This window comes from Gardnerella sp. KA01002 (genome assembly GCF_049244015.1).
GTDB classification, from domain to species: domain Bacteria; phylum Actinomycetota; class Actinomycetes; order Actinomycetales; family Bifidobacteriaceae; genus Bifidobacterium; species Bifidobacterium vaginale.
The window spans coordinates 211,739-226,852 of the sequence record NZ_CP058365.1 but is presented as its reverse complement, the minus strand read 5'-3'; the positions used below and the strand labels follow the sequence as shown (position 1 = coordinate 226,852).

The following is a 15,114-nucleotide window of genomic DNA, read 5'->3' as shown; positions in this document are numbered from 1 at the left end:
CTAAAATCTTGGCAAATTACTATTTTTACTTGCCTATCGACTGAATCGACTTGTTAATCCTGCCCATAAGCTTTTCTGGCAAAGGCGCAGTTCCAGCAGCACCTTGAGCCGCAGCCTGGCCATCTTTGCTGGTAACGTAGCTAAGCCAAGACTTTGCAAATCGTGCTGTTGCAGCATCTTTGTAAGCGCCGCACACAATATCGTAAGAAACTAGCACAATTGGGTAAGCGCCTTTTTCTTCCGTTTTGTGGTTTATTTTAACAACAACGCGGTGCTTTGATTTTGCTGCAGCATCTTCGTCAACCTTTGAATCATTAACGGTTATAGAGCCACCTTCTGGGCTAATCTCGTTGTAAGAATCTCCCACTTTTACTGCCACAGTTCCAAGCTTTCCAACTTGCGAAAAGTCCGCATATCCAATCGCTCCGTCTGCCATGCGGATTGTGGAAACAACGCCAGACGTGCCTTTTGCGCCCTGACCCACGCTATTTGGCCAATTTTCGCTAAGATCGTATGACCAATCGCTTGGCGCAACGTCTTTTATGTAGCTTAAGAAGTTCTGCGTTGTGCCAGACTTATCGGACCTATGAACAACTGTAATCGGCTTATCTGGTAGCTTTAGCTTTGGATTTTGCGATTTAATCGCATCATCATTCCAACGCGTAATCTTGCCGTCGAAGATTTTTGCGATTGTAGAAGCATCCATATTTATGTGTTTTCCAGCATCCGAAATGCCTTTTAGATTAAAGATTACTGCGATTGGAGAAATGTATACTGGAACGTCGAAAGCCGTAGTGCCATTAGCGCAAACCGACTTTGACTTTTCTAACTCGTCGTCGCTTAGCGATTTATCGGATCCAGCCCACGCTGTGGCTCCCGTCATAAACGTTGTAACTCCTGCACCCGAGCCAGTTGGATTATATGCGATTTTTGCGCCAGGATTTTTTGATTGGAATCCTGCAATCCACGCTTCTACAGCAACCTGCTGGGAAGATGCACCCGAACCTTGGAAGTTTCCTACGATTTTTGCGCCAGTATTTGCGGACGATTGCGAATTACTTGCAGGAACATTATCTCCGCAAGCTGCAAGGCTCACTAAAGTTGCGGATGCTAGCAATCCTGCTGCAATCGCGCGAATGTTCAAATTTGTGTTCAACTTGATTGATTTATTTTTTACTGCATTATTTTTTACTGCATTTTTACGCATATTCTTCATTCCTTTCAAGAAGAATTGCCATCATGCCAGTCAATCTGCGTTTCTCGTATAACCTACCGCAAATTTTCCTCTTAAACTATTTAGACTAATGTTTAAAACTGGCATCTTTTATTTCTTATTACCTTTTTCTTCTATTAACGATGCCAATCTTAAGAGGGGGGTAAAAACCTTGCCGCCAAAATCTGATTGCACTCAGAAAATGGCGGCATTTAGCGCTACTCGCCTTTTGTTTGGCGATGCAGCGCGTCGGCGACCACATCGGCGTGTTGAATTCTACAAATTCCTAACAATATTTACCGTCATTTTTGCAGCTGTATCCGCGTATTCGGATATGTCGAAAGTGTGGAACTCCTCGTATTTTGTGTCTGCATTATCGCTCATTGCGCGCACAACTAACGCTGGAACGTCGTTTCTTGCAGCAACGTGAAGAATCGCAGCGCCTTCCATTTCTACAGCATCCGCTTGAGTCGCCTCAATCACTTCCGCCACTTTTTCGGGCGTGTCTACAAAATATCCGCCAGAGGCGATTGTTCCCAAAATGTGGTTAATGCCCATCTTTGTTAAAACGCTGTCTGCAGTTTTAAGAAGATAATCGTCTGAATGATATTCGTTTGTAAACGGCTTCCACTGATTAATCATGCGCATGTCGGTGTCTAAATATTTTAATGTTTTTCCAAGAACAACATCATTCGTATGCAAATTTTTATTGAGATTTCCCGCAATTCCCGAAAAGATTACGGCCTGCGGCTTGTACGTATCAATTAAATACTGTGCAGTTGCAGCGGCATTTACAAGTCCCATTCCGCCAACTGTTGCAGCAACTTCGATTTTTCCGCCATCTTCGCATTCAAGCACGCCACAAGATACATCTAAGCTGGCTGCCTTATTATGCTTAACATTGCTAAGAGAACCGGCAATGTGAGTAACTTCTTCTTCCATAGCGCCAATAATGGCGATTTTTGTAAACTTAGGCATTCGTCAAATCATCCTTTAATCTTGTGCATTGAATTGCGTTTAATCAAAAATACGCTTACACAACACATAATAACAAAAGATGCGGTTGCAATTTTTAGCAAGGCGCTGCACGTAAATTCAAACCAAGGATTTGTGGAGGGAACATTCAAAAAACCCATGATTGAATCGTGGAACGCAATAAACACAAAGAAAGACGCTATTAGCAAAACGCAAATCGTAGAGCCAACAACAAGACGACATCCGCGCACAAAAACGCAAAGTACAATCAATGTAATAAACGGAACAATAACGCTAAGCCATAGTGCGGAACAGGTAACAACAGTGTAGCCTTTGCTGTGAGTGCCGCGATACCACGCAAACGCCAGAAGAAATGCGCCAGCAAGCAGAAGCGCAAAAATCGCGTATCGCGCGATCGTCAGGGCGCGGCTTGAAACGTTTTTATCTTGGTGAAGATTGTTACGATCTATGGCTGGCGATTCGCACATTTTGCACACCTTTGTTCAGAAATGCTGCATATTTGAGGATTTATTGTAATAGTTTGTAACTAAAAAAAACACGGCGTGTCGTGTCGTTCGCGCAAGCTGGGTAGAGATTCGAGATTTTTCGCAGCGAATGAAGCGTATCGCTCGCGCGTTACAGCGCGCTCACGTCTTCGCTTGCGTTGAAAGCACACTGTGCTTTCAACTTTGAGCAAGCTCAGCGAATCGAAGTGCATTCGCGCGCTACGCTTTAAGCGCTCATGTAAGTCGATTCGCAGTCCTCCGATGGTGATTCGCTGAAGCAGCAAGAAAAATCGAGAATCTCAGGCGACTAGCGATACGCAATTGTTCAAGCATGCAAGAGGGCTGGGTGATTCTTGGTCGAACAATATAAGAGCGGCAGCCGATACCAAATAATCCAATGGCACACGCCTACAAACAAACTTAAACGAAAAACAAAATCAAAGCCAAATCGGAACAACCGCAACAACAGACAACACGTAAGAGGCGGAGCGTTGTGAGACAAGAATTAGCTAGCCCTCCTACAACACCAAGCAAGGAAATATAGGAAATCGCACAACATTTTCGGGAAAATCTTCCCGACTTTGTAGCTCGACACGCCGATTAAAGCAACATTTTCGGCAAAATCAAGACTTAATTCGGCGAGAAGAAACAGACTGCGCAAGAGTGTTAAGCAATCGCTCAGTATCTTCCCAAGAAATGCATCGATCTGTAATTGACTTTCCGTACTCAAGCTCACTCAAAGGCGCAGGATCTTGGTTTCCGCCTTGCAAGAAGCTTTCCATCATAACGCCTTTAATGCCTTTTTCGCCATGTGCAAAACGATCCGCAATATCTCGCACAACTTGAATCTGGCGATTCTCATCTTTGCCCGAATTTCCGTGCGAGCAATCGATTACAACGCCATTAGACGCCACGCAATCCGCGCCGAGCCTCAGACGAACCGATGCAACAGCAGCAGCAACAGAAGCCGCATCGTAGTTTGGACCCTTGCTAGATCCGCGCAAAACAACATGACAATCAGGGTTTCCAAGTGTTTGTACAGCACAAGCGCGTCCAAGATGGTCGATGCCAAAGAAAGTGTGATGCTGGCTAGCGGCCAAACATCCATTGACGGCGGCCGTAACAGAGCCATCCGTTGCATTCTTAAATCCGACTGGCATAGAAAGACCGCTAGCAAGCTGGCGATGAATCTGAGATTCCGTGTTTCGCGCGCCAATCGCCCCCCAGCTAACCGCATCCGCAATAAACTGCGGGCTAGTCGGCTCCAAAAACTCGGTTGCTGCAGCCAAACCAGCGTCCAAAACGCCAAGAAGCGTGCGACGCGCCAAAAGCAAACCCTTGTGAATATCGTGCGTGCCGTCAATATCGGGGTCGTTAATCAAGCCCTTCCAGCCAACTGTTGTGCGCGGCTTTTCAAAGTAAACGCGCATAACAATCAAAAGTTCACCTTCGAGCTTTGCGCGCAAATCAGCCAAACGAGACGCGTAGTCAAGAGCTGCCTTAGGATCATGCACAGAACACGGTCCAACAATAACAAGAAGGCGGTCGTCATCTCCATTAAGGCATCTGCGGATTTCATCGCGTGACTCTGCGACAATATCTTGCGCATACGGAGAAAGTGGCAACTCACCAAGCACTTGTGCAGGAGTGGGAAGCGGCTCCAACTCCAACACGCGACGGTTGATTATACGATCTACTCCAACCTGGTCTTCCCAGCGCTCGAATTTAGATGAATCGAGTGGATTTTTCCCTTCTTCAACAGCTTTTTTAACAGCACGAGCATCCGAGTGATTTAAGGCATTGCTGTTAAACGATTTACAATTAAGATCACTTGTACTAGACTCAATACCACTAATATCGCTGATATTAATATCCAACTCCATAATCACCGCCAATCTTAAGCACAAAACACCACAGCTGCAGCCAATAATCTGATTAAATCAGATTCCAATCAAGCTAGATCAAGAAAAATCAGCCTAAACTAATCTAAACCAGCTTATCGGTTTTCAGCATCAGTTATTTCTCGCACTTTCTCAACATCGTGTCTCACAGCATCCTTAAGAGTCTCAACAGAATCGAAGGCATGTTGAGGACGTAAGAATTGCGCAAATTCAATGCAAATGCGATGACCATACAAATCCTGCCACTTATCCGTTAAAGCATAAGCTTCAACCACACGATTTTCACTATCATTAGGATACGTAGAAGAATCTGCGCCAAAATCAGAGATAGAATCAGATTCAAAGATATCGCCAGAATCACCAGAAACTACATTCTTAACAGAAGCACCTTCATTCGACTCAGCAAAAGTTGGCTTAGTTCCAATTGAAATCGCAGCAGCCCAACGCCATGGCGAATGAACTCCAAGATGCAACTCATCCTTACGCAAAACGCCAACACTCGGAATACTAGAAGAATGCAAATTATCGGCACTAGCCTCGTCCGCATCTAAATCAACAATCCAACCAGCGTAAACTCCATCAACAGGCACATACCCATCAATACGCTCGCCCAAATTCACTGTTGGGAAACCGATTTCACGACCGCGCTCGGCACCATGAACCACAATACCCTCAACTCTATGCGGCTGGCCAAGAACATCCCTAGCATCGCGAACCCTACCATTCGCGAGCATCCATCGCACATTCGTAGAGCTCCAAGCACGAACCTTCTTATTCGGCATACCTTTACTCCAAGCGCGATATTCCGCCTTGTTCATACCATCCGCAGGGTCTTTTGGCTCTCCATCTTCAGACGGAACTTCTGGCACAATTGGGTCTGGAACACGAACATCCCCTGGGCCAAAATCGTCTACCACAACCAAATCAAAAACGCCGGTAGCTTGCGCAAGCTCCTTAATCGCATGAACATTCCCAGCTCTACGCGCTCCAAGGGCTGCATCCGACCCGAGTACAAGTGCACGCATACCAAGTTTTCCAACAAGCTGCCCTAGGAAGAATCTGTATGATTTTGCAGCAAAAGCTAAGCTATATCGAACAATAATCACATGATCCACGTCTAGCTGCTGCAAAACCCTAAGACGCTGACGAACACTTGTTAACGCCTGCGAATCCACTGGAATCTGCGCGTTATCTCCAAAATCGTCGAATAAATCTGGGTTTTCATGAACCACGCTTGGTCGCGGATCAAACATTATAACAACAGAAAACGCATTGTTTTTGCGAGCAAGATCAACGGTGCGTTCAATCACTTTTCTATGCCCTAGGTGCATGCCGTCAAACACACCTATAGTAACAATCGCCTTACGCTGAGCACTTAATGTTGGCCAATTAATCATGCCGTTGGCATCTGGTCGAATGTTGATGACCTTCATCATATCCTTACTATTCGCAACTATCCGAAATAAGCAGCATTACTGCCGCGAACCCTTATTTTCACACTATTAACTATTTTACCAGCAAACTAGCTTTGTACAAATACCACAATAGGTTTAGCTTCTATTTGATTTATATTTTTTTCATTTTTTTCTTGTAACTTGGAGAACGCTCTGCTTCCCCCTGCGGTTGCTGGCGACTTTTCAGCGGTTTCCAGAACTGCAACAACATCGTTTTGCTCATCTTTTTCGGCTTTTACGTATGCAATAGTATTTTTTTCGCTAATCGCAGGAATCACTATTTTTCTACCAAAACGCAAGTCTTTAGCCTGATTTTCGCTGATTTCAACTGTTTGCATGGTTAATTTTGCGGATTCAAACATACTTAGAACACGATTTTGTAAATCATAGTTTTTTTGTGCAGATTTTTTGCAAGAAGAATCTTCAGATAAGTCGCAAGCAACCGAACTGTTAGAAACACTGTCAGAAAAATAGTTAGAAACACTATCGTGTCTGTCAGCTATAACAGCCTTTGCGCGGGTCTGAGTCACGCCATTCTTGTCCGTAAATGTACGAATCCTAGTTTCAAGTTTAAGAACCCTATCATCTTCTACCGAAAATTCGCCAATTCGAGTTCTCCTAAGACTTACTAAATGTCCTCCTACACCAAGAACACGTCCTAAGTCGCGAGCAAGTGCGCGAATATACGTGCCGCTAGAACAAGAAACACTCGCACGCACATCAACAACTTTTGCACCGCTTACACCAACATTAAAGCGCGCATCCAGTAGCGAAAAGTCATGAATAACAACTTCTCTCGGCTCTAAATGAACATCTTTACCTTCACGCGCTAAGTCATAAGCACGCACACCGTTTATTTTAATAGCCGAAAAAGCGGTTGGAGTTTGCATAATGTGCCCAGTAAAATTCTTAGCGATTACGCAACGCAATTCTTTAAGAATCTCATCAGTATTTGCAGAGTTTAGAATGCTATTTTCATCATCAACACTTGAAACGACATCACCATCTGCATCATCCGTATTGGTTGATTCGCCAAGACGAATCACAGCCTCATAAGTCTTATCGTGACCAAGCAAATAGTTAAGCAAGCGAGTGGCGTTACCAAAACCAAGAATCAGCAATCCTGTAGCCATTGGGTCAAGCGTTCCCGCATGACCTACGCGTTTAGTGTGCAACAATCCTCTTGCACAAGACACAACGTCATGGCTGGTAACGCCTTTCGGCTTATCTACTAATAAAATGCCTGAAGATGATGTTTGAGAACTACTCATTACTAAATTTTATTTGATTAATTATTTGATTTAAAACTATAATTCCAAATGAGCAGAATCATCTAAATCGTCGGTTGCTGGCGACTTATCTTCTACAAAATCGTTTTCGCTGTTCTCATAATCCTCATACTCGTCGGAGTCATCAAAATCATCAGAATCATCGGAATCGTCAAAATCCTCATCTTCACGAGGCTTTTTATACGGATCCTCTTCACCAGCGTACCGAGCATTTTCTCGCGCTTTAGCTAGCTCCTCATCACGCTTACGCGCGGCGACCAAAATGTCTTCAATCTCATGAGCTTCACTAGGAACCTCATCGTAAACAAATTGGATTTGAGGAGTTAAACGCAATCCAGCCTTAGCTCCAACTAGAGTGCGCAAACGCCCCTTAGCCTGTTGCAAAGCTTGGGCTGCACGCTGACGCTCACCCTGCTCTTTACCAACAGTACCAAGCTGTGTCCAATACACTTTAGCGATCTGCAAGTCGTTAGTAACTCTCACTTCTGTAATAGTCACATTAGCAAGTCGCTTATCGTGTAAATGAGCCTCCATGTTGGACGCAATCACTCTGTGAATCAGAGCCGCAATTCGCGCGGCTCTAGGGTTTGTTCCTGCCATAATTACTTGCGCTCAATCTGCTTCATTTCAAAGGTTTCGATTATATCGCCAAGCTCAATGTCGTTAAAGCTGCCAAGGTTAATGCCTGCCTCGTAGCCTTCGCTAACGGATTGAACATCATCCTTGAATCTACGCAAGCTGGAGATTTCAAGATCGTTAACAGTAGCAACACCGTTACGCAAAATACGGCACTTTGTACCGCGCTTAACTTCGCCGTCTTGAACCATAACACCAGCAATATTGCCAAACTTGGAAGAACGGAAGATTTCACGAATCTCAGAGTGAGAAGTAACAACCTCTTCAAACTCTGGCTTAAGCATACCCTTCAAAGCAGCTTCAATATCTTCGATAGCCTTGTAAATAACCGAGTAGTACTTGACTTCCACGCCCTCGCGGTCTGCCAAATCGGCAACCTGACGGTTTGGACGCACGTTGAAGCCAATAATCACAGCCTTATCAACTGTTGCCAAGTTCACATCATTCTGAGTAATTGCACCAACACCGCGGTGAATAACCTGAATTCCAACTTCGTCGGAAACCTCAATCTTCATCAAGGAATCTTCCAAAGCCTCAACAGAACCAGAAGAATCGCCCTTAATAACAATGTTGAGCATATCAACTTCGGACTTAGCGAACTGTTCCTTAAGGCTTTCAAGAGACACAACCTTGCGACGCTTAGCAAGCTGAGCTGCACGCTCTGTAGCTTGGCGCTTTTCGGCAATCTGACGAGCGGAACGATCGTCGGAAGTAACCAAGAACAAGTCTCCTGCAGTTGGAACAGAAGTCAAACCAAGCACCTGAACTGGCGTAGAAGGACCTGCCTCTTGCAAGTGGTTGCCATTTTCGTCGAGCATTGCGCGAACACGACCATAAGACGTACCTGCAACAATAGAATCTCCGACTTTAAGAGTGCCTTGCTGAACAAGAACAGTAGCAACAGCGCCACGACCCTTATCAAGTCGAGCTTCAACGGTTGCACCACGAGCATCCATGTTCGGATTTGCCTTAGGATCAAGCTCAGCGTCAGTTGTCAAAAGAACAGCCTCAAGAAGCTTATCTACGTTAGTTCCCTGCTTTGCGGAAATATCCACAAACATGGTGTCGCCGCCGTATTCTTCTGGCACAAGACCGTACTCTGTAAGCTGACCGCGCACCTTATCTGGGTTTGCTCCAGCAACATCAATCTTGTTTACAGCCACAACAATAGGCACGTGAGCAGCCTGAGCGTGGTTGATTGCCTCAACAGTTTGAGGCATAACGCCGTCGTCTGCTGCAACAACAAGAATTGCAACGTCTGTAAGCTCTGCACCACGAGCACGCATAGCAGTAAATGCTTCGTGGCCTGGGGTATCCAAGAACGTAATCTTGCGCTTGTCTCCATCTAAAGTAACCGTAACCTGATAAGCGCCAATACGCTGCGTAATACCGCCAGCTTCTCGAGCTACAACATTCGACTTACGAATAGTATCAAGCAAACGAGTTTTACCATGGTCAACGTGACCCATAACAGTAACAACTGGAGGACGAGTTACAAGATTATCGTCTTCTTGAAGTTCCTCTTCATCCAAATCAATGTCGAACTGTTGAAGAAGCTCTTTATCTTCTTCTTCTGCAGAAACGAGATTAATATTCCAACCGATTTCTTCGCCAAGAATCTGGAATGTTGTTTCATCCAACGACTGAGTAGCTGTAGCCATTTCTCCAAGATGGAACAAAACAGTTACCAAAGCAGCTGGATTTACATCAATCTTTTCTGCCAAATCAGAAAGCGTTGCGCCCTGACGAAGTCGAATCGTAGCGCCATTTCCAGAAGGAATACGCACGCCGCCAATCACTGGTGCTTTAAGCTCTTCGTATTCTCTGCGCTTTGCAAGACGATTCTTGCGAGCCTTAGAGGACTTTCCACCCTGACGACCAAATGCGCCTGCAGCACCTGCGCGACCGCGACCACTACCACGAGATGGACCAGCATTTGGAGCGCCAGCAGCCGCAGCTTGGAAGCTTGCAGCCTGATTTGCATTAAAGCGCGATTCTGCAGACGGACGAGAGCTTGCGCCACTACCGCCACCCTGACGATGTGAACCAGACCACTGCGAAGAGCGGTTCGAACCATTACCGCCGCCCTGACGAGCGCCTCCGCGACCACCGCGACCGCGACCACCGCCGTTGCCATTACCGCCGTTGCCATTACCGCCGCCCTGACCAGGCTTTGCTCCACGAGAATTTTCTGCAGCAGCGCCTGGACGTGACATTGGGTGAGGACGAGGAATATCACCAGGTGTAGGAGCGCGCATACCTTGCTTTCGGCTGAACGGATTGTTACCTGGACGAGGAGCAGAACCAGAGCCAGCACCCTGATGCGGACGAGGGCGTGGAGGCATCTGAGAAGAACGATCTGACTTAGAAGAACGATTTTCCCCGCGCTTATCGCCTCGTGCATCGTTACGATTTTCGCCACGCTTATCGCCTCCACGCTTAGAATCAGCATTAGCGATAGCATGTGGTTTTACGTGACCAGCAGAAGGCTTAGGAATTACACCATTTGGAGTGGAAGATGAATGATTTTCTTTATTGTCACTATTATCATGATTATCATGTGACTTTTGCGAAGAATGCTGTTTTTCCGAAGCTTTTTCTGAAGACTTATCCAAATTTCGTTTTTCAGCATTATTCTGAGCCAACGACTCCGATTTATTAGAAGAATGATTAGTCTTATTCGAAGAATTATCAGCATTCTTATTTGCAGCAGGTTTCGCATCATTCTTTGCAGCAGACGATCCAGAAGATGATCCAGCGGACGCAAACTCTGTTTTTAATCTACGTGCAACAGGAGCCTCTACTGTTGAAGACGCGGACTTAACAAATTCGCCCATGCTCTTCAACCGCTCCAACACGGTTTTGCTGTCTACACCAAACTCTTTAGCTAGTTCGTATACGCGCTTTTTTACCACTCAGTGTTCTCCTCAGTCTGTGGCAGCGCAAAACGAACGCAGCCACTTTATATTTTTATAAGATTCTTATTCTTATGCTCTTTAGTGAGATACCTCATAACGCGATATCTCATCGTGCGACCATGATTTCAACCATGATTTTCCGTACCTCGTTCCCACTAGGCAGAAAGCTGCGCATAAGCCCAAATTGCAGCTTTCAGCATACTCGAAACGTTGGATTCTCGGGAGTGTCGCTAATGCTAATCCACGGTATGTTACTCTGCTGAAACCTTAGAATCAGCATTCATTTCTTCCTGCTTCTTAGCATGTTCTTCCGCAGACTCAATACCAATCTTCCAACCAGTAAGTTTTGCTGCAAGCCTTGCGTTTTGACCTTCCTTACCGATAGCAAGAGAAAGCTGAGAATCATGAATAAACGCTACAGCCGTCTGGCTCTTTTCACTAACAACATGAACCTGTGTTGCTGTTGCTGGAGAAAGAGCAGCGGCAACAAACTTCGCTGGATCTTCCGACCAATCAACAATATCTATTTTTTCTGGACCAAGATTCTCCATAACAGCACGAACACGAGAACCACCAGGACCAATCAAAGCACCCTTTGGATTAACACCTTCCGTGTTGGCACGAACAGCAATCTTAGTGCGAGCGCCAGCTTCGCGAGCAATAGCCATAATCGAAACTGCTCCAGAAACAAGTTCTGGAACTTCGCGCTCAAAAAGTCTACGAACAAGATCAGGATGAGACCTAGAAACAACGATTTCTGGACCACGCAAACCACGAGCAACGTTCACAACGTAAACACGAATACGCTCACCATGACGATATCTTTCGCCTGGAACCTGCTCACGACGCGGTAAAATCGCCTCAACATCTCCAACAGCAACATGAATATTAGAAGGATCTTTAGAATCCTGCTGCACAACGCCGTTAATCAACTTTCCTTTTTGTCCAGAAAAAGCACCAAATACACGGTCATCTTCTACTTTACGGAAAAGTTGAGTAATAACCTGACGTGCCGTAGCAGCAGCAAGACGTCCAAAATCACGAGGTGTATCATCGTATTCTTCGCCAAGAGTTGGTGCTGGATGAGGATTATCTTCCGTAGGAACTCCAGGAATCTCGTCTTTTGCCCACACTGTAAAGCTACCAGCACGCTCATCTAATTCAACGCGAGCATGCCTAGCTGGGTGAGAAGTCTTCATGTATGCAAGACGCAAGGCCTCGGCGAGCGCCTCGTCCAGCTCCTCGGCATTAATCCCCTGCTGCGCCGCAAGCTGATGCATTCCCGCCAAATCCAATTCCATCGTGCATGTCCTCCTGTTGAAAATTCATTTATAAATTCACTTATAAAATTAACTTATTTTTCTTTTATCGCGATTAGCACACAACAAACGCGTTAAAATCTAAATCTAACAACGGTTGTAAAGCACAAAATCTTATGACTGCAATTGAAAATGTTAAGCATACAATGCCAAACGCAAAACAAGCAAACATTGGTCACAGTCACGGACTATTTTAGTAGATTATGCAGACACAGTTTGTTTTGTTAAGAAGCCTATTAGAGCGCACAAAACACAATCAAAAGCGCAATCAAAAGCGCAATCAAAAGCATACGCAAAATCATCTTTTAATAGTTGCAGCATTAATGGCAATAACGATGCTTTTCAGTGCATGTTCTAGTACAAAAGAATTAAAAAACAACAATCTGCATTCTTTGCAAAACCACGAACCTTGCTACAAAATTATGCAAAAAGCAAAATCAATCCAAGAAAAAGTGGATAAAAAAATAAATAACTTAACATCTAAAGACTTAAAGAATGCTTCTGACACATGGAAAAAAGTCGCAGTTCAATGTAACAGTAGATTCGCTCAAGGCGTTGTGTTCAGTGCCCAAAACATTTGGAAATTAGCCAATTTAAATCAAACTGGAAATGCTGAAACAATTAAGCTAGCTGAGCAACTAGAATTAAACTCTTACAAAAAAATCCAAGACTTTGCAGACAATAACAAAAACCTATACTGGAATCATGATCCGCTAGCAAAAGCAGCTGTAGCACAAGACAAACTCGCATTTCTATTGCAAACACTAGCTGCTAGAGATGCAAAAAACGTTTCACTTCGACAAAGCGACATGACGGCTACAATTTCAAACACACTTATGCACTTTGCTTCAAACGGAAGTGACTTGCGTCAAAAAGTCTATGAGATACCTAAGCAAAACCTGGAATCAGGAATCGCTAAAGACAACGCCACAGGAAAAGAACTACCTATTGTTGCAATAGCCTATATGGATTGTGCAAGAGAAGAACTAGCCGCGTTAAATCAAACGATTTTCCCCATAAACAAAGACGGAAAAATAAATAATGATGCGATTGTAAGTATCGAAAATCAAGATTTTATAGGTGTACTTGCAGATATCGTAGTTTCACACATAATAAGCGCGTATTCAAATGGATATCCAACTGACGATTCTGCAATCTTTGAACAATAAACGCACTAACCTAGCAACTTCGAGCAAGCTAGGCGCACTCGAGTAGGCTAATTTCCTAGTGAAATTAACCTAAGCTACAACATTCGCGCGGTCTAAGCGCGCGAATGTCCTCGCTGCAGCAGAAGCAATGCTTCTGCCCTAAGCAGCTCGGGCGCTTTGGAGTAACGCGAAGCGCAAAAACCACATAAATACACAATGTGACACCTGCTGCGTCTCGATTGACGCAACAGGCCGCGTTCGCACAAAAAGCACACCGTGCTTTTTGCAAATAGCGAACGCGGCGCATTATGCAGCTTCGCGTTAAGCCAAAGCGCCCATTGGGTCCCACGCCGGTAAAACAATTGCTGGCTCTTCAAGCGCCTTACGATACTCCTCTGGCAAAAGCGCCTTAGGCACAGCAACCTCATACACGTACTCAGTAAACCAATCGTCACTCATAGTAAAGTAACCCTTGTCGGCAATATCCGCGCCCCAAGAGTTCTCAACGCGCCAGCGGCGAGTAGTCGTACCATCTTCCGCAACATCAACTCCAGCAAACGCCATCGCATGATTCATCGCCGAATCAGCAAAACGCACACGCTGCTCCTTGTTTAAATCAAAATCAACGCCATAAACGCGATCATACTCAAACAAATCCGTAGCCCAAGCACCGTTTACACGATCCATCATAGGATGGCAATCCGCACCAAACCAAACTGGAATGCCCTGCTCAACGAGGATCTTACGCACACAATCCTTCATAAACTGATTTGGTACGTTCAAATATTCCGTAGCGTCTCCACCAGCAACGTTACCCAAGTGCTCAATCGCAATCTTCTTGCCCTTTGGATGCTCCGCACGCGGGTCGTCTACTAGGCAAACGTAATCTTCCAGCCCAGCCGTAACATACTTCTTCCAAAACTCAACTGGCGTAATCTCGCCATCGCGATGGAACTTTCCGTCCTCGTCCGTCCATTCCCAGTCGAAGCTCTTTGGCGGCTCACCCAAGTGGATTGTAAGAATCCTATGACCTGCAGCAGTAGTTTCCGCAATTATGTCGTCAATATCTGCAGCATTAGCGTACATGTGTGCAACAGCCGTTCGCAACAAACGGCGAAGCTGAGTGTTCATAGCGTCCGTATCTTTAGACGACTCCGTTTCTGGATACAAGTCTTTAGGCACGGCACCATACTTCTTATAGACGTTCATAGCCATTGTCCACTGACCGCCGTCACCCATAACGTCGTGCAACAAATGCTGTACTAGTCTAGAATCAGCTGGTTCCCCAGAGCGAACAAGAGCAGCAACATCCTTTAAGAAATAGTTGATTCGCTCAAGTTTATCGAAATACATTGCGTAATTTTGCGAAAACTCAAAATCCTTAACTTTAAGCGTTTTTTTAGCCACAAATCGCGCAACGTTCAAAGAGCTAAATAGCCAGCAGCGACCAGAATGATCCTGATGCCTTGCGTCACCATTATCCACAACCGTTGAGAATCGGCGCTGCAATAAACGCGCGCGGTCATAGTTGCGCGCTACCTTGTCGATTCCAGCGGCAGTAACACCGTTCATTGCTAAACGATTCAATGGATTTGCGTCAAAATCGTCACGCAAACCTTGCAAAGCCTCGGCACTTAATTCAGAGATCTCAGTCACTGTCTAACCTTTCTTGTTTTTCCTTATTTTATCTTTATTTTTTATAGTTTATTTTAGCTTTTTACGCAAATCTTCGGATGCTTGTGACTTTTCCGTGGA

11 protein-coding genes are annotated in these 15,114 nt (G+C 45.1%); 1 reads left to right on the top strand and 10 read right to left on the bottom strand.

Annotated features, from left to right (window positions below; genetic code table 11):
* Nucleotides 1-25: 25 nt before the first annotated feature.
* The 9 genes from pstS to nusA all read right to left on the bottom strand — a co-directional run bounded on the left by pstS (nt 26) and on the right by nusA (nt 12,193).
* Nucleotides 26-1,207, bottom strand: coding sequence for a phosphate ABC transporter substrate-binding protein PstS (pstS, locus tag HXT60_RS00825; RefSeq protein WP_004111989.1), 1,182 nt, complete (start codon nt 1,205-1,207; stop codon nt 26-28).
* Between the two features lie 282 nt (nt 1,208-1,489).
* The gene (gene mtnN, locus HXT60_RS00820; protein ID WP_004111987.1) at nt 1,490-2,191 is read right to left on the bottom strand and encodes a 5'-methylthioadenosine/S-adenosylhomocysteine nucleosidase; all 702 of its coding nucleotides are present in this window, start codon (nt 2,189-2,191) and stop codon (nt 1,490-1,492) included.
* Nucleotides 2,192-2,199: 8 nt separating this feature from the next.
* Nucleotides 2,200-2,676, bottom strand: a complete 477-nt coding sequence (locus HXT60_RS00815) for a hypothetical protein (protein WP_421791175.1) — start codon at nt 2,674-2,676, stop codon at nt 2,200-2,202.
* Between the two features lie 641 nt (nt 2,677-3,317).
* Nucleotides 3,318-4,577 carry a 3-deoxy-7-phosphoheptulonate synthase gene (locus HXT60_RS00810; protein WP_421791173.1) on the bottom strand — a complete coding sequence of 420 codons (1,260 nt, stop codon included), beginning with the start codon at nt 4,575-4,577 and terminating at the stop codon, nt 3,318-3,320.
* Nucleotides 4,578-4,690: 113 nt separating this feature from the next.
* A complete protein-coding gene (locus HXT60_RS00805) occupies nt 4,691-6,028 on the bottom strand; it encodes a riboflavin kinase (protein ID WP_014554782.1) in 1,338 nt (445 codons plus the stop codon).
* 89 nt (nt 6,029-6,117) lie between these two features.
* On the bottom strand, nt 6,118-7,320 hold the full coding sequence (truB, locus tag HXT60_RS00800; protein ID WP_421791171.1) for a tRNA pseudouridine(55) synthase TruB: 1,203 nt from the start codon (nt 7,318-7,320) through the stop codon (nt 6,118-6,120).
* Between the two features lie 36 nt (nt 7,321-7,356).
* On the bottom strand, nt 7,357-7,938 hold the full coding sequence (gene rbfA, locus HXT60_RS00795) for a 30S ribosome-binding factor RbfA (RefSeq protein ID WP_004111977.1): 582 nt from the start codon (nt 7,936-7,938) through the stop codon (nt 7,357-7,359).
* Nucleotides 7,939-7,940: 2 nt separating this feature from the next.
* Nucleotides 7,941-10,889, bottom strand: coding sequence for a translation initiation factor IF-2 (gene infB, locus HXT60_RS00790; protein ID WP_421791169.1), 2,949 nt, complete (start codon nt 10,887-10,889; stop codon nt 7,941-7,943).
* A gap of 254 nt (nt 10,890-11,143) precedes the next feature.
* Nucleotides 11,144-12,193: a transcription termination factor NusA gene (nusA, locus tag HXT60_RS00785; RefSeq protein ID WP_004111973.1), complete on the bottom strand. Its 1,050-nt coding sequence runs from the start codon at nt 12,191-12,193 to the stop codon at nt 11,144-11,146.
* 221 nt (nt 12,194-12,414) lie between these two features.
* On the opposite strand from nusA, the gene HXT60_RS00780 reads away from it, so the two are divergent.
* A complete protein-coding gene (locus HXT60_RS00780; RefSeq protein WP_032836366.1) occupies nt 12,415-13,380 on the top strand; it encodes a hypothetical protein in 966 nt (321 codons plus the stop codon).
* 300 nt (nt 13,381-13,680) lie between these two features.
* On the opposite strand, the gene HXT60_RS00775 is transcribed toward HXT60_RS00780, so the two are convergent.
* Entirely contained in the window at nt 13,681-15,015 is a 1,335-nt protein-coding gene (locus HXT60_RS00775) for a C1 family peptidase (protein ID WP_004118354.1), read from the bottom strand.
* Between the last annotated feature and the right edge of the window lie 99 nt (nt 15,016-15,114).